The organism is Sphingomonas mali NBRC 15500, assembly GCF_001598415.1.
GTDB classification, from domain to species: Bacteria; Pseudomonadota; Alphaproteobacteria; order Sphingomonadales; family Sphingomonadaceae; genus Sphingomonas; species Sphingomonas mali.
Map to the genome: position 1 here is coordinate 37,695 of NZ_BCYX01000010.1, position 22,208 is coordinate 59,902.

The following is a 22,208-nucleotide window of genomic DNA, read 5'->3' on the forward strand; positions in this document are numbered from 1 at the left end:
GCGCGCGCTGGACTTTGTGCGTATCGCGACCGCGATGGAGCAATATGACGTCCTTATCGTCGGCGCGGGCCATGGCGGCGCGCAGGCGGCGATCGCCCTTAGGCAAGGCAAGTTCGCCGGGTCGATCGCGGTCATCGGCGACGAGCCCGAACTGCCCTATGAACGCCCGCCGCTGAGCAAGGAATATCTGGCCGGCGACAAGAGCTTCGACCGTATCCTGATCCGCCAGCCGGCTTTCTGGGAAGAACGCCAGGTGACGATGCTGCCCGGCCGCCGCGTCGTCGCGGTCGATCCGGCGGCGCACCGCGTCGCCACCGCCGACGGTGCGGAGATCGGCTATGGAAAACTGATCTGGGCGGCCGGCGGCCGTGCCCGGCGATTGTCGTGTCAGGGCCACGATCTGATCGGTGTCCACACCGTCCGCACGCGCGCCGATGCCGATCGCATGATCGCCGAATTGCCCGCCGTGACCAACGCAGTCGTGATCGGCGGCGGGTTCATCGGGCTGGAAGCGGCGGCGGTGCTCGCCAAGTTCGGCAAGCACGTGACCCTGCTCGAAGCGCTCGATCGCGTGATGGCGCGCGTCGCCGGTCCGGACCTGTCCAACTTCTATCAGGAAGAGCATCGCGCACACGGCGTCGATGTCCGGCTTGGCGTCGCGGTCACCGCGATCGAGGGCGAGGGCAACGTGACCGGCGTGCGTCTCGCCGACGGCAGCGTGGTGCCGGCCGATCTGGTGGTGGTCGGGATCGGCATCGTCCCGGCGGTCGAGCCGTTGATCGCCGCGGGTGCGGAAGGCGGCAATGGCGTCCGCGTCGATGCGCAATGCCGCACCTCGCTGCCCGACATCTTCGCGGTCGGCGATTGCGCGCTCCACGCCAATCGGTTCGCCGACGGCGCCGCGGTGCGGCTCGAATCGGTCCAGAACGCGACCGATCAGGCGAGCGTCGCGGCCAAGACGATCCTGGGCGAGGATGTCGCCTATGACGCGACGCCATGGTTCTGGTCGAACCAATATGACCTCAAGCTCCAGACGATCGGACTCTCGATCGGTTACGATCAAGCGGTGGTGCGCGGCGACCCGGCGACGCGCAGTTTCTCGGTCGTGCACCTGAAGCAAGGCAAGGTGATCGCGCTAGACTGCGTCAATGCGACCAAGGATTACGTCCAGGGCCGCAAGCTGGTCGAAACCGGCGCGGTGATCGACCCGGCGCGGCTCGCCGACACGACGGTCCCGCTCAAGGAAATGGTCTCAGGTTAAGTCAGCGCGACGTCCCGTTCGATCCCGATCGCGTCGAGAAACGCGGGATCGTGGCTGACCACCAGCAGCGCGCCGTCATAGCCGCGCAATGCCGCTTCGAGCATTTCGATCGAGTCGAGATCGAGATGGTTGGTCGGCTCGTCCAACAGCAACAATTGCGGCGGCCGAGCGGCGGACAGGACGCAGGCGAGTCCGGCGCGCAGGCGTTCGCCGCCCGACAAGGTGCCGACCACGCGTAGCGCCGCCTGGTTGCGAAAAGCGAAGCGGGCGAGTGCGGCATAAGCCCCGTTCTCGCCGAGCCCCGGATTGAGCGCGCGAAGATTGGCGAGGATCGTCGCGTCGCTATCGAGCAGCCCGACATGCTGGTCGAGCAAGGCGACGCGGTCGGACCGCGTTACCGTCCCGCCGATCGGCTCGACCGCCCCCGCCGCGAGCAGCAACAGGCTGGTCTTGCCCGTGCCATTGGGTCCCGTCAGCGCGATCCGTTCGGGGCCGCGGATGGTCAGATTGACCGGACCGATCCGCCGCTCACCGCGCGCGATCACCGCGCCCTCCATCCGCAGCAATTCGCGCGACGACGACAGCCCGCTGGGCGGCAAGTCGATACGGAGCGGCGTCACGATCTCGATCCGCTCGCGCGCGGTCGCCCGTGCCGCCTCCGCCTCGCCGATCAGCCGCCGTGCAATCTCTCCCTCGCGCGCGCCGCTACCTTCGGCGCGTTCCTTCATCATGCCAGCGACGATACGCGGTACGCTGCCCGAGGCGCCGAACGCACGGCCGACCCTGTCGCGACGCGCCTTTTTCTCGCGCTGCTCCTGCGCGCCGCGCTCGGCCTGACGCAGTCCGGCCTCCGCACGGTCGACCGCCTGCGCCGCGCGCTCGCGATCGGCATCGCGCTGCGCGACGAAGTCGGACCAGCCACCCTCGACCGACCGGCAGCCGATCGGAGTCAGTTCGACGATACGCTCCATCGTCTCGAGCAGCGCGCGGTCGTGGCTCGCGACCACCACGCCGCCTTTCCACCCGGCGACCAGGCCCGCGATCGCGGCGCGGCCATCGGCATCGAGATTGTTGGTCGGCTCGTCGAGCAGCAGCAGATCGGGCGCCGCGATCACGGCACGGGCAATGGCGATCCGCGTGCGTTGTCCGCCGCTCAGGCTGGCAAGCGGGCGATCGAGATCGAGCCCGGCCAGGCCAATCTCGCCGAGCGCGCCGCCGATCCGCTCTTCGAGCGTCCAGTCGGCGGCGGCGAAGTCATCGGTATCTCCCTCACCCGCTTCGATCCGGCGGAGCAGGGCGAGCGGGCCGGCGACTTCGAGCGCCGACGCGATGGAGATCGTGTCGTCGGGCCAATCCTGGCGCAGCAGCGCGACGCTGCCGGAACGCGCGATACTGCCGGCAGCGGGCTCGACCTCTCCCGTCATCGCGCGGAGCAGGGTCGATTTGCCGCAACCGTTGCGGCCGACCAGACCCGTGCGCTGGCGGCCGAAGGAAAGCGTCAGATCGGAAAAAAGCGGACGGCCGTCAGGCGTCGAGAGCGACAGCGAATCCAAGGTTACGAACGAAGACATAAGGCACCTGGGCAAGAGAAACGGATCGGGCGATCGCGGTCTTGTCCAAGGTCGGTCTCCTTCGCTGGCGGGCGGACATGCCCGTCTTGGGGCCGTCACATAGGGATGGTTGAAGGAGCACGCAAACCCGCGCCCGGTTGACCATGCGACGGGTTGGGTATTTCCTCCATGCCGTTCGATACAGGGAGTCGTCCGATGATCATCCGCAAGCTCGCTTTCGCCTCGATCCTGATCGCCGCCGGAATCGCCGCCGCTCCGGCCCAGGCCCGGATCGCGCGCTGCGTGATCGATTCCGAGGGGACCAGCTATCGCGGACCGTGCCAATACAATGTCGCGCGCGGCGGTACGTTCACCCTGAGCCCGGCGCATGCCCGCTCGTTCGGCGAAGGCGTGGTGAGCGTCACGGTCTACGTGACTCAGCGCGGCGTCGCGGACGTTCGCGGGCTGACCCGCGACGGGATCAATTCGCGCTGGGGCCGCGCGGTCCGCTCGCGCCGTGACAGCGCCTGCTGGGTCGGCGAGGACTTCTCGGTCTGCGCTTATTGAGATGGCGGAGCCCGGCGCCAATCCACGCCGTATCCCACCCGGGCTGATCGCGATCGCCGTCGTCCTGGTGATCGCCGGATCGGTGTTCAACAATTGGCATCGCGAAGCGCTGCTCGCCGCGATCCGGGAATCGGTGCTGACATTGGCGATCGTCGCCGTCCTGCTCGCGATCCTCGCGGCGATCGAGATCCTGCTGCACGGCCGGGCGCGGCTATGGGGCCGGATCGGCGGGCTGGCTATCGTGTCGGGCGTCGTCCTGTGGCGGCTGTTCCATGGCGGCAGCACGATCATCGCCTCGATCGCCGGCATCGCCTGGGCCGCGGTGATCGGGTTCATGGTCGTGACGATGCTGCGCAATCCCGACCACGGACGCTAGGCTCCAGAAAATCGTTCGATGTCATGGGACTGTCACGCACGCCTAACCCTCGCTTAACCTCGATCGCCCTAGGTCGTCGGCGTAACGAAAGGGGCGAAATGGGTCGCGGCAGTTTCCAGGACGATGGTGGCGATCGGTCGGTCGCCGGCCATATCGGCGACCGCCGGTCGATCGCCGCCGACGCTACCCTGATCGCGGCGGTCGAGATATTCCGCCACGCGCCCGACCTGCGGATGCTCGCGGTGACCGACAGTGCCGGACGGCCGATCGGCGCCTTGCTCGATCGCGACATTCGCCGGTTGCTGTTCAGTCCGTTCGGCTTCGCGCTGCTGTCCAACCCCAGCTATGGCGGCAATCTGGCCCAGCATGTCCGGCCATGCCCGACGGTCGATCGCGTGGCGGGGATCACCGCGATCCTGCGCGCCTGGCATCGCGACGGCGGCGGCGAGGGCGTGATCCTCACCAAGGCCGGCCGCTTCGACGGCGTCATCGACCAGCCCAGCCTGTTGCGTCTGGCCGCCGAGCGCAACGCCGCCGTGGTCGCCGGCCGGGCGGCGCGCGCTGACCGCATCCAGGCGGCGGGAGAACGCTTCAGGGCCGCCGCGCGCGACCTTGCCGCCGACCTGGCCGGCGCGTCGACATTGGTGGTGAGCACATCGGGCCGCATGGCCGAGCGCGCGGACCAGATCGGCGGCGCCACCGCCAATGCCGCGGCGGCGGCATCGCAAGCGGCAACCCATATGGCCGAGATCGCCGATCGCGGGAGCGCGCTGGCCGATTCGCTCCACGGCGTCGAGCGGCAGACGGCCGAGGCCAAGCGCGCCACGCGCGCGGCGGTCGAGCTGGTGTCGGGCGGGGCGCGCCAAGTCGGCCAATTAGCCGGGGCAGCCGATCAGATCGGATCGGTCACCGCGCTGATCGTCGATATCGCGCAACGTACGACGATGCTCGCGCTCAATGCGACGATCGAGGCGGCACGCGCCGGCGAGGCAGGGCGCGGCTTCGCCGTCGTCGCTGGGGAGGTCAAATCCCTCGCCACCCAGACCCGCGTCGCCGCGGGCAATATCGGCAAGCATGTCGAGCGTATCCGCCACGCGGTCGACCAGGTCTCGCTCGCCCAAGGCGGCATGGTCGATGCGGTCGGTGCCGTCGATACGCTATCGGACATCGTCGCCGGCGCGGTCCACGACCAGGGTGCTGCCACGCTGCATATCTCGACGAATGTCGCCGAGGCGAGCCTCGCGACCGACCATATCGACCGGAGCGTGCGCGCGATCCTGGATGTCGCCAGCGCGACCGGCGACGATGCGGCACGGATGCGCGATATGGCGGACGCGCTGGGCGGCAGGGCTCGCTCGCTCGAAACGCACCTGACCAACTTCCTCGAGGAACTCGAGGCCGCTTAGAGCCCTGATCGTATCGGCGAGCTTTCAATTCTCCCCCGCCAGGGGGAGGTGGCAGTCCGAGCGGTAGCGAGGAATGACGGAGGGGGCGGAAGCACAACGGCAAGTGAGTCGCCGTCCGCCCCCCTCGGCACCACCTCCCCCTGGCGGGGGAGGATTGTGTGAATGTCGATATGCCCAAGCCGCCAACCTTGACTTTTTGCGCTGCAGCAAATACATGGCGGGCATCGAGGCGTACGCAGCGTGATTGAATCCCATGCCTTTGGCTGGGGTTCAGGCTCCGCCTCGGTCGTTTAAGCGACAGGCTTCCCAAGTCACGCGGGGTGTCATTTCTCCCCGCCGCCCGTATGTCCATCGGACATGCGAGAGGCATTTTTGCATAAGGTTTCCATGACCAATTTTACCGATCTCGGCCTTGCCGAGCCGCTCGTCCGCGCGCTCGAGGCCAAAGGCTATTCCACGCCGACGCCGATCCAGGCGCAGGCCATTCCCTACGTCCTCGAAGGCCGCGACCTGCTCGGCATCGCGCAGACCGGCACCGGCAAGACCGCGGCGTTCGTGCTGCCGTCGATCCAGCGCCTGGTCGAGAGTGACAAGCGCGTCCTGCCGACGCATTGCCGCATGCTGGTCCTCGCCCCGACCCGCGAGCTCGCCAGTCAGATCGCCGAGAGCGCGCGCGCCTACGGCAAGTTCAGCCGCATGACGGTCGCGACCGTGTTCGGCGGCACCAGCATCAACAAGAACCGCCAGGACATGAGCCGCGGCGTCGACATCCTGGTCGCCACGCCGGGCCGCTTGCTCGACCTGATCGAGCAGCGTTTCGTCAGCCTCAACCTGATCGAGACCCTGGTCCTCGACGAGGCCGACCAGATGCTCGACCTCGGTTTCATTCATGCGCTGCGCAAGATCGTGAAGATGGTTCCGCGCCAGCGCCAGACCCTGTTCTTCTCGGCTACCATGCCGCAGTCGATCCGCGAGCTGGCCGACCAGTTCATCAAGGACCCGGCGCTCGTCTCGATCAAACCGGCGTCGACCACCGCCGAGCGCGTCGACCAATATGCCACCCTGGTCAACCAGGCCGAAAAGCAGGCGCTGCTGACGATGACCCTGCGCGATCCGTCGTTCGAACGCGCGCTGGTCTTCACCCGCACCAAGCACGGCGCCGACCGGGTCGTCCGGCTGCTGGGCGGCAACGGCATCGCTGCCAACGCGATCCACGGCAACAAGAGCCAGGTCAATCGCGAGCGCGCGCTTGCCGCGTTCAAGAGTGGCGAAGTGAAGGTCCTGGTAGCGACCGACATCGCCGCGCGCGGCATCGACGTGTCGGGCGTCAGCCATGTGATCAATTTCGAGCTGCCCAACGTTCCCGAGCAGTACGTCCACCGCATCGGCCGTACCGCGCGCGCGGGCAATGACGGTATCGCCATCAGCTTCGTGGCCGATGACGAGCGTCCCTACCTGCGCGACATCGAGAAGCTCATTCGCCAGAAGGTGCCGCTGAAGGCGCTGCCGGAGAATTTCCTGGCCGAGGCGGCGAAGATCGTCTCGACCCGTTCGAAACAGTCGGTCACCGCGCAACAGGAGCGCGACGAGCGCCCGCGCGGCCCGCGTGGCGTCCGTCCGCCGCGCAAGACGCACGAGGCACGGCCGGCCAATCCCTACGCGCCGCGCGGCCGGGGCGGCAATCGCCGCCGGGGTCGTGGTGGCCAGGGCGGCGGCGGCCGGACCCAGGCCAGCGCCTGATTTGAGATTCCTCCCGGGCTTCGGCCCGAGGGAGGGAGAGTAGAGCGTACCGAAAGGGGCGTCGGAGCGATCCGGCGCCCTTTTTTGCGCGCGCATTGTGTTAGTCTCGCAGGCCAATTAGGTAGCGCTATCACTAGCGAAGATGGGGGGCCGCGATGCGAATGGCACCAACTCTATTCCGTATCGGATCAGTGCTGATCGCGATAACCCTAATGGCGTCCCACGCTCAGGCGAGGCAATGGCCTGGCGGCAGAAAGGCGGCCGTGGTGCTGACTTACGACGACGCCTTGCCCTCGGATCTCGACATTGCGATTCCCGCGCTCGATGCGGCCGGCCTGAAAGGAACATTCTTCCTGGTCGGCAATGCGTTGGTGCCGGAGCAGATCGAGCGCTGGCGGGCGGCGGCGGCCGAAGGCCATGAGCTCGGGAACCACACCGTTCGCCACGCCTGTCCGCAGGCCAGTTATCCGCCGGCGAGGAAGCTCGACACCAGTGAATCCTATGATGTGCCGATGATGCTTGCCGAAATTCGGACGATGAACACCATGCTGACGGCCATCGACGGGAAGCTGCAGCACAGCCTTGCCACGCCGTGCGGTCAACATCTGGCCGGTGGCGTGGACTATCTCCCTGAACTGCGCATCAGCGGGTTGGTGCGCTATACCCGCAGCGCCGGCTGGCCGGGCGGTAAAGTCCTGGATCCGATGGATGTGCCGTGCCGTTGGTTCGACGAAAAGGCAACGGGCGCCGACATGATCGCGGCCGTCGAAAGTGCCGAGCGGTCCGGCGGTCTGTTGGTTATTGGCTTTCATGGGGTCGGCGGCGACTATTTGAAAGTGTCCGCAGAGGCGCACGCGCAGCTCCTCGCTTATCTCAAGGCACATGCCGACACCATTTGGGTGGCGCCGTTTTCGACCGTGATGGATTACGTCGCCAGCCACCCGGAAAATTAGGTTGCCCATCATGATCATGCCGCCCGTCACCTGACCCTGTCGCATGAGCGGCTTCGTCCCGCGATGTCGCTGCCCTGTGCGCACGGCAGATATCCGGTTGCCTCGGCGAGCGGTCCGCGTCAGTCTCGGCGCGCCTGCACAGGGGGATAATATGCGCCGGATTCTGCTCGCGTCACTGCTCGCCGCCACTGCGTCGATTGCCGGGGCCGCATCGACGCCCAAGGAACAGCTGATGGCGCCGCCCGCCGGCGCGCGCCATTACACGATCAGCTCGGTCGCCGGGAAGCATGGCGACATCTGGTCCTGGACCATGCCCGACGGCCGCGTCGCCTATCGCATGTCGATGTCGCTGCGCGGCTGGGTCACCGAGACCGACGAGCTCGTGACCCTGGCGCCCGACAAGCGGCCAGCGGCGATCGCGATCCGCGGCTATACCGATTCGGGCGACGCCACCGAGAATTTCGACGTCGATGCCGGCGGCGTCGCGCACTGGAAGACCGCGGTCGATTCCGGCTCCGCGCCGTTCGCCGCGCGGCGCTACAACACTTATGGCGGCCCGTGGCTCGCCAGTGAGATGGACGTCAACGCGCTGGTCGCGGCGGGCGACAAGGGCGTCGACCTGCTGCCGACCGGCCATGCCAGCATCAAGATCGGGCAATCGATGGAGATCGACGGCCCGCAAGGCAAGAAGACCGTCAAGCTCGCCTTCATCACCGGCTATGGCTTCTCGCCGTCGCCGGTCTGGCTCGACGGCGACAATCGCTTCTTCGGCAATGCCGGCGTGGTGGCCTTGCTGCCCGAGGGGTATGAGGCCAACGGGCCCAAGCTCAAGGACATCCAGGACAAGGCGACTGCCGACATGGTTCGCGATGTCGCGCACGGCTTCCTCGCGCCGGCAAACCGCACCCCGACCCTGGTCGACCATGTGCTGATGTTCGATTCGGTCGCGGGCACCTATCTGCCCGACCGCGCGGTACTGATCTCGAACGGCAAGGTCGCGGCGGTCGGCGCGGCCGGGTCGATCAAGGCGCCGGCGGGAGCGGTCGTGATCGACGGCCAGGGCAAGACGCTGCTCCCCGGGCTGTGGGATTCGCACCAGCATGTCGGCGACGACTGGAACCTGCTGCAGAACCTCGCCACGGGCATGACCAATTACCGCAGTCCGGGGTCGCTGATCGAGGATGCGCTCAGCATCTACAAGCGCCGCGCCGCTGGCGACCTGCTCGCGCCCGACGGCAAGATATCGGTCATCATCGACCGCAAGGACCCGCTCGCCGCGCAGGGTGCGCTTACCGTCTCGTCGGCGGCCGAGGCGATCGCCGCGGTCGACAAGATCAAGGCGGCGGGGCTGTGGGGAGCCAAATTCTACACCTCGATGAATCCGGCCTGGATCGCCCCGGCGGCGGCCGAGGCGCACAAGCTGGGGCTGCATGTCCATGGCCATGTGCCGGCCGGGATGCGCCCGCTCGACGCGGTGCGCGCGGGCTATGACGAAGTCACCCACATCAACTTCATCATGATGCAGGCGATGCCGCAGGAGGTGGTCGACAAGGCCAACACCGCCGCGCGGCTCGAAGGGCCGGCGAAATACGGCAAGGATGTCGATCTCGACTCGCCGGCGATGAAGGCCTTTTACGCCGAACTGTCGAAGCGCGGGACGATCATCGATCCGACACTGACCGTGTGGGAGCCGCTGATGACCTCGGACGGGACGGCGCTGTCGCCCGAATATGCGCCGTTCGCCGACGTCGCGCCGCCCTCGGTGGTGCGCGGCTGGAAGATCCCGGGCTATCCGCTGTTCGGTGGGCTGACGCGCGACGATTTCCGCAAGAGCTTCGACAAGATGGTGGGGTTGGTCGGCCGCCTGCACCAAGCCGGCGTCCGCATCGTCGCCGGTACCGACGGCTATGGTCTGGAGCTGGTGCGCGAACTCGAACTCTATCAGCAGGCCGGGCTGACCAATGCGGAATCGCTCCAGACCGCGACGATCGTGCCGGCGCGGATGACCGGGATGGACGGCCGCGTCGGATCGATCGCCCCGGGCAAGACCGCCGACATCATCCTGGTCGATGGCGACGTGTCGAAGGACCTCACCAACCTTCGCCATGTGCGGACGGTGTTCCTCGACGGCTATCGCCTCGACGGCGCCGCGCTGCGGCAGGCGAGCGGGCTGAGCGGCATGCCGAAATAGCGATCACGCATGACCGGCGGCGGCGAGCCGACCGGTATCTCAGGGGAACATCAATGATGGAACATCGCTGGACGGCGATCGTCACGATCGTGGCGCTGCTGGTCTATTTCTACATGAGCCTGCAGGTCGGCCGCGCGCGCGGCAAATCGGGCATCGCCGCGCCCGCCATGACCGGCGACCCGCTGCTCGAACGCGCATTGCGGGTGCACCTCAACACGCTCGAAGGGCTGCCGTTGTTCCTGGGCGGACTGTGGCTGTTCGCGATCTATTGGAACGAGTACGTCGCCGCCGGGCTGGGCGTGGTGTGGATCGTCGGCCGGCTGGTCTATGCCGCGGGTTACATGGCCGATCCGGGCAAGCGCAGCACCGGCTTCCTGATCCAGTTCGCAGCCAGCGGGATCCTGCTGCTCGGGGCCTTGGGGAAGATCGTTTATAGTATAGTCGCGGGTGGGGTCTGAGGGACCCTGCGTCGCCGGCTTAGAATTTATTGGAATGCCGGTCTCTGGACAGGATGATCGTATCGCCCTGTCGATCCATTCTCGCATCGAATATGGCGGCAACGGCCCGGCTGAATCCCGCCGGATCGTTCGCGGCGAACAGGCCGGTGACCGGCTCGCGGGCCAGGCTGGCATCGCGGATCTGGATACGAGTGTCGCTATAGCGGGCGAAGCTGTCTGCTGCTGCCTGCAGCGTCTCGCCTTCGAACGCGATCTTGCCCTCCAGCCATGCCAATCCGCGCGTTACCGCGTCGGAGGAAACCGGCGACGGCCGTTCGGGCTGCGACGGCCGAAACAATCGCGGCTCGGCCAAATCCAGGTTCATGTCGGATTTGACCGCGACCACGCGCTGATCGCCCCATGACGGCGCGGCCAGCCTGACCACTCCCTCGTGAACCAGCAGATTGACCGGCGCGCCGGGCAGCTTGCGGAGGTTGAACGTGGCCTGGCCCGTTGTCAGGCGACGCCCGTCGACCTCGACGACGAGCGGCTTCATCCTGCCCCGCGCGACGGAGAAGAAGGCCTCGCCCTTGAGAAGAGTCACGCGCCTTTCGTCTGCGCCGTCGCGAATTCTGATGCTGGTATCGGTGTTGAGCATCACCGTCGAACCGTCCTTCAACGGCACCAGGCGGAGCTCGCCCCGGCCGGTGCTGATCGTCGTGCCGGCAGCGGGCATGCCGACGCCCAACGCGATCAACGTAGCACCCGCGACGGCCGAGCCCGTCCAGATGAAGGTCCGGCGGCGCGAGATTCCTCCCTTGTTCGCGGGCGCGGACAAGGGCGCGGGCGGGGCGAAATCGGCGGGGTCGAAGCGCGACCCCAATGCCTGGGCGGACTCGCTCTTCAGCGCGATCGCCTGTGCCCGCAACAACGCGCCGCGCCGTCGCGGATCGCCCTGGAGCCAGGTTTCGAGTTCTGCCTGCTCACCTGGAGTTAGCTGTCCACGATCAAGCCGCGCCGTCCAATCGGACGCGGCTTCATCAATGTCTCGACTGGATTCGAACGTCGGCATCTAGCGAGGCAATCTCCACACCCTTGCTTCTAGAGCCTCGAGACAGCGCTCTTCCGCCATGCCCAAACCACTCGATCAGGAAACGAATGCCTCGGGATATATGCTTTTCGACGGTATTCTCTGAAATGTTCATTTGGGAAGCGATTTCGCGTTGGGGCAGGCCGTGGACCCGGCGCAGGATGAAGGCCTCGCGCATTTTTTCGGGCATCGCCGCGATCGCATGGGCCAGCTCGCGCAATTCGTCGCGATCCACGGCATATTGTTCGGGCGATGGGCTGTCGTCCGGACAATCGAACCGCTCGATATCGTCGATCGCGTGGAGCGGCACGATCCGGGCCCGGCGGATGTGGCGGGTGATCAGCGAGCGGGCAATCTGGAACAGATAGGCGCGCGGATAGCTGATCGTATCGACGCGCTCCATCTCGGCGAAGATCGCATAGGATTGCTGGATGACGTCGTCCGGCTCGAGCCCCACGACGGTCGATCGGGACAGCCACGCGCGCAGTTCCGGCTCATGCGGCAGGATGTTTCGAAGAAACCAGCGTGTGCGTTCCTGGTCGAATCCGCTCATCTAGCATCCGTGGTCAAGGGAAATGGGTGCCGCGCGACCGCCCCTGGCCCACATGTGGAGACAGCTGCGCCGCGCCGATTCGAGCTTCAGCTAGCCTGAATATGTGACAGTCTGTCGCGCGGGCGGCGCTTCCCGGCGCGGCGCGGCAACAGGCGGCGGACTGCCGGCCTCAGCGGCGCGACGGTCGCGATCGGTCTTTCCGGCCCTCATCATCCTGGCGGCCCAAAAATTTCCGCCGGCGGTGGCGGAAGCGGTCAACCCAAGGCTCTCAGTCCCCGACAGGGCGACGATCGTCGCCTGCAAAAGGGGGATGAAGATGTTTTCGCGTCATACCATTCTGTGCGGCAGCGCCATCGCCGCCAGTGTCGTGTCGGCGCCCGCTTGTGCGCAGGGCCGCAGCTTCGACATTCCCGCGCAGGCCGCGGTGAAGGCGATCCCGGAGCTTGCTCGCCAGGGCCAGATCCAGATTGTGGCCTCTGCGCGCGATCTGGCCGGCGTTCGTACGCCGGCGATCAAGGGAACGATGAACGCACGCGACGCGCTCCGCCGCCTGATCGCGGGGACGCCGCTTCGGATCGTCGGCGACGATGGGCAGACGGTCACGCTGCGGTCGAACCGTGCGTCCGACAATGGCAATGGCAATGGGCGCAGCGCCGGGAGCGGCGTCGTCCGCGGCCGCGTGCTCAACACCGTGACCGGCCAGTATCTGCACAATGCCGAGGTGCGCGTCGAAGGCACCGATATCGTGACCTATACCGACGATGACGGCAGCTTCCGCATCACCGACATCCCGAACGGCGACGTCACGATCGTGGTGCGCTATGCCGGTTTGCAGGACATCAGGACCACCGCCAATGTCGCCGCCGGCAAGCCGGCGCGGATCGACGTCGAGATGCGACCGCAGTCGCTCAATGCCGGGAACGAGGGCAGCCAGGATATCACGGTCGTGGGCGTGCGCTCCGGCGAAGCCGCCGCGCTGATGAAGCGCCGTTCCTCGCCCAATGCCATGAATGCGGTCGACGCGGACAATTTCGGCGCGCTGACGATGGGCGATGTCGGGGAATTCCTGAAGAACATGCCCGGCATCTCGCTCGACTATGTCGAGGTCGATACCAACGCCGTGCGCATTGGCGGGCTCGATCCCAAATACTCGCTCTTCACGACGGACGGCGCTCGTATGGCGACCGCGACTTCGAACAACAATGCCGGCCGCCAGAACTCGTTCGAGCAGATGTCGATCACCGGCATCTCGCGGATCGAACTCAACAACACGCTGACCGCCGGGATGGACGCCGACGCCCCCGGGGGCTCGATCAACCTCGTCAGCAAATATGCGTTCCAGCGCAAGAAGCGGCTGCTGCAGCTGCAAGTCGGCGCGATCGGCACGTCCGATTCCCAGTTCGCCGCGCGCTACATGCCGGACGACAAGAAGCACGCGACGATCTTTCCGTCCGCGCAGGTTTCCTTCGCCGACGTCTTCCTCAATGGCCGCCTCGGGGTCGCGCTCAGCGGCAGCTACAACGCCAATTATGTCGAGCAGGATCGCGTGCAGACCGACTGGTCCTACCTCAAGGACGGTACGGTCCTGCCGTATCAGGTGATGTGGCGCCCCGGACCGAAGTTCACGCACCGCGAAGCAGTCAACGGCGCGATCGACTACAAATTCTCCGACAAGCTCGCTTTCTCGCTGCGTGGCACCTATTCGTTCTACGACGTCGAATATTTCAACCAATACACCTTCCTGGTGTTCGGCACCTCGGCCAAGAGCTATGCTGCGGCGGGCTCGACGCCGACCCATATCGTCGTCAATCCGAACGGCGCCAATACCAACGTCAACACGCAATATTCGCATCGCTACGCCGGCACCCCGGCCGGGATCGTCACGCCCAAGCTGGAATATCAGGACGACACCTGGGACATCGTGTTGCGCGGCGCCTATTCCAGCTCGGAATATCATTTCCGCGACGGCAGCAAGGGCTTCTTCCAGCGCGACGACACCAAGGATTCGGGGATCGGCTTCACGCTCGACCGCGCATCGTCGGAATCCCCGGCTTATACGCTGACCCAGACCGCCGGGCCGTCGTGGAGCAATCCCGACAACTGGCTGCCGGTGAGCAATACCGTGCGTTCGGCGGAGTCCAACGCGACCGGCCGTCAATATGGCGGCAATCTCGACATCAAGAAGAAGTTCGATATCGGGCCCGTCCGCGCCACCTTGTTGACCGGCGGCGGAATCCGCACCAACGAATGGTCGACCACCGAAGGGTCCTACGATCTGTTCAATTATGTCGGCCCCAAGGGGTCGACCCTCCCGGCCACCGGGAATTACCAGTTCCAGATCCGCGGTTTCGACGCCGGCAATTTCAACGATCAGGGCTGGCGTGCCGACAGCAACTACGCGACCTGGGCGCTCTATCAGCAGCATCCGGAATATTTCGTGCCCGACGTCGTGGGCAATTTGCAGCGCCAGTATCTCAACAATCATCGCGTCCGCGAAACGATCAGCTCGGGCTATCTCGAGCTCCAGGGCCAGGTCGACAAGCTGAAGTTCGACCTCGGCCTGCGATATGAAGGAACCCGTGAAGGCGCGCTGATCGCGAAAGTCCGCCCGGCGAAGGACGTCGTGGCCGCAGGATATAAAGCGGGCACGGTCGATTATGTGAATTATCAATATTATAACGGCCAACAGCTGTGGAAGACCGGCAATTACGACGACTGGTTCCTGAGCGGCGGGCTCAAATACGATTTCAACCGACACCTGGTCGCGCAATTCGCCTTCAGCCAGGCGATCCTGCGTCCTGACTACGGCAATTTGGGGGGCGCCATCTCGGTGAACGACACGACCCAGATCGTCACCGTGCCCAATCCCCTGCTGAAGCCAGAGCATTCGACGAAATATTACGCCAGCCTGCAATATTATCTCGAGCCGGCCGGCATCATCGCGATTTCGGCCTATCGGCTGGACGTCAAGGACATGCAGGTAACGGGCATCACCATCGATCCCAAGGACGCCGGCTACAGCGACAGTGACTATAGCGGCTATACCTTCGTCAGCACGGTGAACCGGCCCGGCGTGAGCAGCACCAACGGCGTGACGGTCGAATATGACCAGCAGCTGACCTTCCTGCCGGGGGCACTGAAGGGCTTCGGGCTTCGCGGATCGTTCAACCTGGTCGATCCCGATGGCGTGCGCGTGAACCTGCCCAAATATTCGGGCAATTGGGGCATCCGTTATGGCCGCGGTCCGATCGATTTCCAGCTGACCGGCAACTACCAGTCGTCCTACCGCACCAGCGCGCTGAGCAACACGCCGACGACCGCGACCAACGGCATTCTTTATCACGCCGACCGCACGCTGTGGAACGTCAGCGCGACGTACAAGATCTCCAAGAAATACGCGTTGCAGGTCGCCGGCCGGAACATCTTCAACGCGCCGGACATCGTCTATTCCAACATCCGCAGCCGGGTGCAGCTCTACAGCATCTATGGATCGATGTGGAACGTCGCGTTCAAGGCCACCTTCTGAGCCGCCATTTCATCGATCAGTTTTCGGAGCTTTCATGATGTTGACGATCGATCGTCGCAGCCTCGTTCTGGGTGCCGGCTTTGGCCTGGGAGCGCTGCTGGTCGCTCCGGGTCGGGGCCTTGCCCAATTGCTCGCCGCCAAGGGGTTCACGCATAGCGTGGCGAGCGGCGAACCCGGCCCCGATTCCATGCTGTTGTGGACGCGGTACGTGCCCGCGACAGGTGAGGACATCGTCCGGCTCGATGCCGAAGTCGCGCTCGATCCGGATTTCACCAAGGTGATTTCCGGCGGAAGCGTGCGCACGGGCATCTATCGGGACTGGACGGCGAAGATCACGGTCGACGGGCTGAAGCCGGGAACGGTCTATTGGTATCGCTTCGTCGCTCCCGATGGCAGCCGCTCGCCGGTCGGCCGGACCAAGACCTTGCCGGCGGACGATGCCACCCGCTTCGGGCTGGCGGTATTCTCCTGCTCGAACATGCCGGTCGGCTGGTTCAACGCTTATGGCCATGCGGCCAGGCGGACCGACATGGACCTCTGGATGCATGTCGGCGACTATTTCTACGAATACGGCAACGCCTCCTACAAGGACAAGCTCATCCCCGGCCGGGCGGTGGAGCCGGATCACGAGATTCTCGCCATCGCCGATTATCGCCTGCGCTACGCCTGCTATCGCGCCGATGCCGATCTGCAGCGGCTGCATCAGATGGCGCCCATGGTCGCCTTTTGGGACGATCACGAATCCGCCAACGACAGTTGGGAAGGGGGCGCGCAGAACCATCAGCCGAAGACCGAAGGCGATTGGAACCCACGTCGCGCCGCCGCGATGCAGGTCTATCGCGAATGGATGCCGGTCTCCGACGAACCGTGGAAATCCTATCCGATCGGGACGCTGGCAACGCTCTACCGAACCGAATCCCGCTTGCTGGCGCGCACCAAACAGGCCGATATCGCCGCCGCCTATCGTGCCGCCGATCCCGATGCCGCGCTCAAGGCGTTCCGGGACGGCGTGTGGCAGGACCCTTCCGCCACCATGCTCGGGTCGACCCAGGAAAGCTGGCTGGCGCATTCGTTGAAGGCCAGCGCCCGGTCGACGGCCTGGCAGCTGGTCGGCATGGGCACGATCATCGGCCGGACGGTGATGCCCGGCGACGCGGTCAGCTGGCTCCGCCCCGACGCCAGCGATCAGGCCGTACTCCGCTTCAAGAACGATAGTCGCGCGGCGCGGATCGGCCTGCCGATGTGGATGGATCGCTGGGACGGCTATCCCGCCGCGCGGTCGCGGCTGCTGAAATCCGCGCAGGAGGCGGATGCGGATCTCGTCATGCTGTCGGGCGACAGCCATAACGCCTGGGCCTATTCGCTGACCGAGGATGGGAAGCGTGCGGGCGTCGAGTTCGCCGGGCACAGCGTCACCTCGGGCGGCCTGGAGGGTGGTTTCGGCGCTGATCCGACAGTTGTCGCCCGGGGCTTCGTCGCCGCCAATTCCGAGATGCAATGGGCCGACACGAGTCAGCGGGGCTATATGATGATCGACATCACGCCCCAGCGCGTAACCGGCGAGTGGCTGTTCATGCGGACGATCCAATCTCCAAGCATCGAGCTCGCAGGGTCGCATCGCATGCACGTCGACCGTGGTCGAAGGGCATTTGCCGGTTGAAAAACCCTTCCGGCGTCGCCGCGACAATCGATGTGGCTCGGCGGCCAGGGTATCGAGCTTAATGTTGGAAGCTGGCGCGGTATTGGGCCGGCGTGATGCCCAGCCGCTCGACGAAGATCATGCGCATCCGGTCGGCCGTGCCGAAGCCGCAGTCGAACGCGACCGCCTTTAGCGGCAGATGCGTCCCTTCGAGCAGCTTGCGGGCGGCGTCGACGCGCGCACGTTCGACGAATTCGTGCGGCGTAATTCCCGTCTCGCGCACGAAATGCCGCGCCAGGTTGCGCGAACTCATCCCGACTGTCGCGGCGAGTGAGCCGAGCGTGTGACGCTGGCCGATATGCTCCATGACATGGGACTGCAAACGGGCGATCGGCGACTCCGGGTCAGCCGGGGCCGAGAGGTAGGGGCTGAACTGCGATTGCCCTCCCTGGCGCTGGGCGAGAACCACCAGTCTTTTGGCGACGGCAACGGCGACATCGGCGCCGTGACGCTCTCGCACCAAGGCCAGCGCAAGATCGATCCCGGCCGTCACCCCGGCGGAGGTGATGATCGTCCCGTCCCGCACATGGATCAGATCCGGCTCGACCCGGGCGGCCGGAAAGCGCGCGGCAAGTTTCTGCGCGACCTGCCAATGGGTGGTGACGCGCCGATCGTCCAGCAGTCCGGCATGACCCAAGGCGAAAGCGCCGGTGCAGATCGAGCCGAGCATTCCCGTCCGCGAAGCGACTGAGCGAAGCCAGGCGACCATCGCCGGGTCGGGATCGGCATAGGGCAGGTCCGGACCGCCCGCGACCAGGACGAGATCGTATCGGCCCGACGCTTCGTCGAAGCTCAGATCGGGCATGATCTGCATGTTGTTCGATGCGCGCAGCGGCGCCCGATCGCGCGCGACGAGCAGCGTCTGATAGCGGTCCGCTTCGGGAATGAAGGCGTTCGCCTCGGCGAAGACGTCGCTCGGTCCGGCCACGTCCAGCGCCTGGACGCCGTCATGGATCACCACGGCCACTTTCTCCGCAGGCACGGTCCTCTCCCATTTGGCGCGAATCGGCGCGCTCTTGTCCTGAATCGCAGGTTCGCCGCAATTGAGTCGAGAGACGCGCATGGCCAAGTCCAAACGGTCGGAGCGCATCGACCACTCCACGCCGATCTAACGATCAATAGTCCAACCCTGTCGCGTGCCGGTTCACGCCACGCGACGTCGTGTCGAAAAGGAACTTGCGATGAACGTTGCAATTGCCGGCATCCCCGTCCCCGATAGCGGGATCGCGCGTGCCGCCACTCAGTTGGTGCGCGACACCGAAGACGATCTGCTGTTTCACCATAGCCGCCGCGTGTTTTTCTGGGGCGCACTGACCGGCGAGCGCCGGTCGCTGAAATACGATCCGGAACTCCTCTATCTGGGCGCGATGTTCCACGACATGGGCCTGACGCGCGCGCATGCCAGCGCCGATCTGCGGTTCGAGGTCGACGGCGCCAATGCCGCGCGCGACTTCATGGCCAGCTATGGCGTCGCGGAACGGGATATCGAGGACGTCTGGACCGCGATCGCGCTCCACACCACGCCGGGAATTCCCGAGCATATGCGCCCGACCATCGCGCTGGTGACCGCGGGCGTGGAGATGGACGTGCTGGGCATCGCCTATCGCGATTTTACCCAGGAACAGCGCGACCAGGTTTGCGCGTGCCATCCGCGCGAGCCCGATTTCAAGGAAAGCATCATCGATCATTTCGCCAAGGGGATCGCGAGCAAGCCGCTGACCACGTTCGGCAACGTCAAGGCCGACGTGCTCGCGCTCAAGGACCCGAATTATGTCCGCCAGAATTTCTGCGCGCTCATCCTCGGATCGGCCTGGCCGAATTGAAGAATCGCAATCGGAGGTTTCGAAATGACCATGCGCATGGACTATGAAGCGGCGGCCCCCGCCGCGATCAGGGCGCTCGGCGGCGTCTACGGCTATATCGGCCAGAGCGGGCTGGCCAAGCCGCTCGTCGACCTGGTCTATCTGCGCGTCTCGCAGATCAACGGCTGCGCTTATTGCATCGACATGCATTCGCGCGAGCTGGCGCACGGCGGCATGCGCCCCGAAAAGCTCGCGCTTGTGCCGGTGTGGCGCGAAGCGGGCGATCTGTTCGACGATCGTGAGAAAGGGGCGCTCGCCTGGGCGGAGACGGTGACGCGCGTCGCAGACACCGGCGTCCCCCAGGGTGATTATGATGCAGCGGCGGCGCTGTTCGGAGAAAAGGAATTGGCCGATCTCACCGTCGCGATCGGATTGATGAATGCCTATAACCGGCTGGCGATCAGCTTCCGGCGTCCGCCCGCCGCCGTGACCGGCAAGGCCTAGTACCGAGCACCGCATATCCAGAGGAAATCGCCATGTCTCCCACCATCATTTGCGGGGTGTCCGTCCCCGACAGCAAGATCGCCCGAGAGGCGACCGAAATGCTCCGCGACACGTCGAGCGAGCTGTTGTTCGACCACTCGCTGCGGGTCTTTTTCTGGGCCGCGATCGCGGGCAATCGCCGGGAACTGACGTACGATCCGGAGCTGCTCTACGTCGGGGCGATGTTCCACGATTTCGGCCTCACCGATCGCTATCGGACGAGTCAGCAGCGGTTCGAGGTCGATGGCGCCAATGCCGCGCGCGACTTCCTGCGTGGCCACGGCATCGCTCAGCACGATCTGGATCGCGTCTGGGCGGCTATCGCCCTCCACACCACGCCGGGCATCCCGCACCTCATGCATCCGGAGATCGCCTTGCTCCACGCCGCCGCGGGCATGGACGTCGCCGGCCGCGGCTATGCCGATTTCACCGACGAGGAGCGGGCGGCGGTGACCGGCGCCTATCCGCGCGGCGCCGAGTTCGAATCCGGGATGATCGATGAATTCTACCAGGGTTTGAAGCATCGACCCGACAGCACGTTCGGCACGCTCAACGACGATTATCTGGCGTTCCGCGATCCGACGTTCCGGCGCGGCGACATTTGCAGCATCATGCTGGCGTCGCCCTGGGTTTGCGCGCACGATGCCGGAGGGCATCGGCCACACGGATGACCGGCGCCGCGATCCGCGCGCTACTCTCCCCGCTGCAGGATGATCCCCAGTTCCTCGACGTCGAGATCGCGTTCGAGCTCCTGCAGCACCTCGTCCTCGATCAGCCCGGCGCGGTGGACGCGGATCAGCTCGGTGCGGCCGGCAGCGATCGCGGTCAGGATCACGTCGAAATGCGGCCGCACATTCTCCATGAAGGTGTCCGCATCGGCGGCGTAGCGCTGGATCGCCGCCAGGCGCTTGCGCGATTGCTCGAGCATCTGCGGGTGGATCAGCGTTCCGTCCTCGGTATAGGCATTCGCCTCGACCGCATCGTTCCTGGCCTTCGCGATCGCGGCTTCCGTCTCGGCCATCGTCATCTTCGCCGGCGGATCCTTGTCTTCCGGTCCGACCTTCCGGATCAGCCAGCCCAGGCTCGTCCCCTGCACGACCACGGTAGCGAAGATCACGGCGAAGGCAGTGACCAGCATCAGGTCGCGCCCCGGCATCGCCGCGGGCAGGGACAGCGCCACCGCCAGCGTGACCACCCCGCGCATGCCCGTCCAGCTCAGCACCGTCGCCTGCCGCACGCCGAGCGGTCGCGCGCGCTTCAGTCCCGCGGCCCGAAGCGCCACGAGCAGGCCGTCATTGGCGAAGATCCAGACAAAGCGCGCCGCGACGATCGCCAGCACGACGCCCAGGATCGGGATCGTCATCGTCGCGGTGACCGCCTCGATGCCGCCGACGCGATCGAGAACGCCGCGCAACGACGACCCGATCAGGATGAAGACGATCGCTTCGAGGATGAACACCATCGTCTGCCAGAACGCGCTGCCGCGCAGCCGGACGGGGGCGGAAAAGACGATATGCTGGTACCAGCCGAGCATCAGGCCGGCGACCACCGTCGCGATCACCCCGGAGACGTGCACGCGCTCGCCGGCGATATAGGCGACCCAGCACATCAGGGTGTTGGCCATGATGATCAGCGTCTGGTCCTTCAGCCGCTTGACCACGAACAGCCAGCCCGCCGCGACCGCCAGCCCGACCACGACGCCGCCGAGCGCGAGCAGGAAGAAACTGGTGACCGCGGCGCCGGCGCTGAACGTACCGCTCAACGTCGCCGCCACGGCGAAGCGGAACAGCACCAGCCCGGTCGCGTCGTTAAGCAGGCTTTCGCCCTCGACCAGCGCCGACAACCGGCGGGGGAGCTTGACGTTCTGCAGCACCGCGCGCGCCGATACAGCGTCAGGCGGCGACACGATGGCGCCGAGCGCGAAACATGCCGCCCAGGGCAGGCTGGGGACGAGCCAATGCGTGACGAGCCCGACCGCCAGCGTGGTGAAGACGATCGCCCCGATCGCGAGCGAGAGAATCCCCGGCAAATGCCGCCGGAATCGCCCGAACGCGGTGAAATACGCCCCGTCCATCAGCAATGGCGGCAGGAACAGCACCAGCGCCAGCTCGGGATCGAGCGCCACGGGCGGCAGTCCCGGGATGAAGGCGAGCGCACCGCCGCCCACCAGCAAGGCGGTCGACGGCGGCAGCTTCAGCCGCCGCGCCGCCCAATGCAGCGCGACGACACCGACGAGCAAGACGAGGACGAGTTCGAAAGTCTCGACAGGACTCATTGTTGCGTTAGTCGCCCGTGCGGCGCTTGATCTTGTTCGGCAGGTCCTTGCCCTTGGTGCGGCGCGACGGAACCTGGATCGGGTTCTTCTTCTTCCACTCGGCCCAGGTCATCGGGCCGTCGGGAGTCTGGATGATGGTGTCGTCTGCCATCGTGGTTGCTTACACCAAAGCGAGGCGCGGCGCACGGTGTTGCGGCGCCATGTTCGCGGACGGCCTCTGGCGGATGTCGCCGCCGAAA

Annotated in this window: 19 protein-coding genes; 13 read left to right on the top strand and 6 right to left on the bottom strand. The window is 65.9% G+C overall.

Translation table 11 applies throughout. The annotated features are described in order from the left end of the window. The first annotated feature begins 34 nt into the window (after positions 1 to 34). The gene (locus tag SMA01S_RS09650) at positions 35 to 1,261 is read left to right on the top strand and encodes an NAD(P)/FAD-dependent oxidoreductase (RefSeq protein ID WP_066821013.1); all 1,227 of its coding nucleotides are present in this window, start codon (positions 35 to 37) and stop codon (positions 1,259 to 1,261) included. Here SMA01S_RS09650 and SMA01S_RS09655 read toward each other — a convergent pair. Next, positions 1,258 to 2,832, bottom strand: coding sequence for an ABC-F family ATP-binding cassette domain-containing protein (locus SMA01S_RS09655; protein ID WP_066820814.1), 1,575 nt, complete (start codon positions 2,830 to 2,832; stop codon positions 1,258 to 1,260). The genes SMA01S_RS09650 and SMA01S_RS09655 overlap by 4 nt on opposite strands. Positions 2,833 to 3,027: 195 nt before the next feature. Between SMA01S_RS09655 and SMA01S_RS09660 the strand changes: the two genes are divergently transcribed. The 7 genes from SMA01S_RS09660 to SMA01S_RS09690 all read left to right on the top strand — a co-directional run bounded on the left by SMA01S_RS09660 (position 3,028) and on the right by SMA01S_RS09690 (position 10,502). Next, the gene (locus SMA01S_RS09660) at positions 3,028 to 3,378 is read left to right on the top strand and encodes a hypothetical protein (protein ID WP_218016864.1); all 351 of its coding nucleotides are present in this window, start codon (positions 3,028 to 3,030) and stop codon (positions 3,376 to 3,378) included. 1 nt (position 3,379) lies between these two features. Next, positions 3,380 to 3,754, top strand: a complete 375-nt coding sequence (locus tag SMA01S_RS24820) for a hypothetical protein (protein WP_066820816.1) — start codon at positions 3,380 to 3,382, stop codon at positions 3,752 to 3,754. Between the two features lie 98 nt (positions 3,755 to 3,852). Further along, positions 3,853 to 5,160 carry a methyl-accepting chemotaxis protein gene (locus tag SMA01S_RS09670; protein WP_066820819.1) on the top strand — a complete coding sequence of 436 codons (1,308 nt, stop codon included), beginning with the start codon at positions 3,853 to 3,855 and terminating at the stop codon, positions 5,158 to 5,160. Positions 5,161 to 5,547: 387 nt separating this feature from the next. Beyond that, positions 5,548 to 6,900 carry a DEAD/DEAH box helicase gene (locus SMA01S_RS09675; RefSeq protein ID WP_066820822.1) on the top strand — a complete coding sequence of 451 codons (1,353 nt, stop codon included), beginning with the start codon at positions 5,548 to 5,550 and terminating at the stop codon, positions 6,898 to 6,900. Positions 6,901 to 7,112: 212 nt separating this feature from the next. Further along, entirely contained in the window at positions 7,113 to 7,853 is a 741-nt protein-coding gene (locus SMA01S_RS09680; protein WP_066820831.1) for a polysaccharide deacetylase family protein, read from the top strand. A 151-nt stretch (positions 7,854 to 8,004) separates the two neighbouring features. Further along, entirely contained in the window at positions 8,005 to 10,044 is a 2,040-nt protein-coding gene (locus tag SMA01S_RS09685; RefSeq protein ID WP_066820834.1) for an amidohydrolase family protein, read from the top strand. 53 nt (positions 10,045 to 10,097) lie between these two features. Then, complete coding sequence (locus tag SMA01S_RS09690) at positions 10,098 to 10,502, top strand: MAPEG family protein (protein ID WP_066820837.1); 405 nt, start codon at positions 10,098 to 10,100, stop codon at positions 10,500 to 10,502. 19 nt (positions 10,503 to 10,521) lie between these two features. Here SMA01S_RS09690 and SMA01S_RS09695 read toward each other — a convergent pair whose 3' ends face one another. Further along, on the bottom strand, positions 10,522 to 11,553 hold the full coding sequence (locus SMA01S_RS09695; protein WP_066820840.1) for a FecR family protein: 1,032 nt from the start codon (positions 11,551 to 11,553) through the stop codon (positions 10,522 to 10,524). Then, entirely contained in the window at positions 11,522 to 12,124 is a 603-nt protein-coding gene (locus tag SMA01S_RS09700; RefSeq protein WP_066820843.1) for an RNA polymerase sigma factor, read from the bottom strand. Before SMA01S_RS09700 ends, SMA01S_RS09695 begins: the two co-directional genes overlap by 32 nt. 316 nt (positions 12,125 to 12,440) lie before the next feature. Here SMA01S_RS09700 and SMA01S_RS09705 point away from each other — a divergent pair, with 316 nt between their 5' ends. Continuing rightward, the gene (locus tag SMA01S_RS09705; protein WP_066821018.1) at positions 12,441 to 15,650 is read left to right on the top strand and encodes a TonB-dependent receptor; all 3,210 of its coding nucleotides are present in this window, start codon (positions 12,441 to 12,443) and stop codon (positions 15,648 to 15,650) included. Positions 15,651 to 15,684: 34 nt separating this feature from the next. Beyond that, a complete protein-coding gene (locus SMA01S_RS09710; RefSeq protein WP_066820845.1) occupies positions 15,685 to 17,310 on the top strand; it encodes an alkaline phosphatase D family protein in 1,626 nt (541 codons plus the stop codon). Between the two features lie 58 nt (positions 17,311 to 17,368). Here the strand turns inward: SMA01S_RS09710 and SMA01S_RS09715 are convergent, their stop codons facing one another. Beyond that, complete coding sequence (locus SMA01S_RS09715) at positions 17,369 to 18,331, bottom strand: GlxA family transcriptional regulator (RefSeq protein WP_066821021.1); 963 nt, start codon at positions 18,329 to 18,331, stop codon at positions 17,369 to 17,371. A gap of 199 nt (positions 18,332 to 18,530) precedes the next feature. Here SMA01S_RS09715 and SMA01S_RS09720 point away from each other — a divergent pair, with 199 nt between their 5' ends. From SMA01S_RS09720 to SMA01S_RS09730, 3 genes are read left to right on the top strand one after another with little or no spacing between them, the layout of a single operon-like run. Continuing rightward, positions 18,531 to 19,172, top strand: a complete 642-nt coding sequence (locus tag SMA01S_RS09720) for an HD domain-containing protein (protein WP_066820848.1) — start codon at positions 18,531 to 18,533, stop codon at positions 19,170 to 19,172. 24 nt (positions 19,173 to 19,196) lie between these two features. Then, positions 19,197 to 19,655 carry a carboxymuconolactone decarboxylase family protein gene (locus SMA01S_RS09725; RefSeq protein WP_066820851.1) on the top strand — a complete coding sequence of 153 codons (459 nt, stop codon included), beginning with the start codon at positions 19,197 to 19,199 and terminating at the stop codon, positions 19,653 to 19,655. 32 nt (positions 19,656 to 19,687) lie between these two features. Continuing rightward, positions 19,688 to 20,365, top strand: a complete 678-nt coding sequence (locus SMA01S_RS09730; RefSeq protein WP_066820854.1) for an HD domain-containing protein — start codon at positions 19,688 to 19,690, stop codon at positions 20,363 to 20,365. A gap of 20 nt (positions 20,366 to 20,385) precedes the next feature. Here SMA01S_RS09730 and SMA01S_RS09735 read toward each other — a convergent pair whose 3' ends face one another. After that, positions 20,386 to 21,969, bottom strand: coding sequence for a Na+/H+ antiporter (locus SMA01S_RS09735; RefSeq protein ID WP_066820858.1), 1,584 nt, complete (start codon positions 21,967 to 21,969; stop codon positions 20,386 to 20,388). Positions 21,970 to 21,976: 7 nt separating this feature from the next. Beyond that, entirely contained in the window at positions 21,977 to 22,120 is a 144-nt protein-coding gene (locus SMA01S_RS24825; protein WP_169804222.1) for a hypothetical protein, read from the bottom strand. Positions 22,121 to 22,208 lie beyond the last annotated feature (88 nt).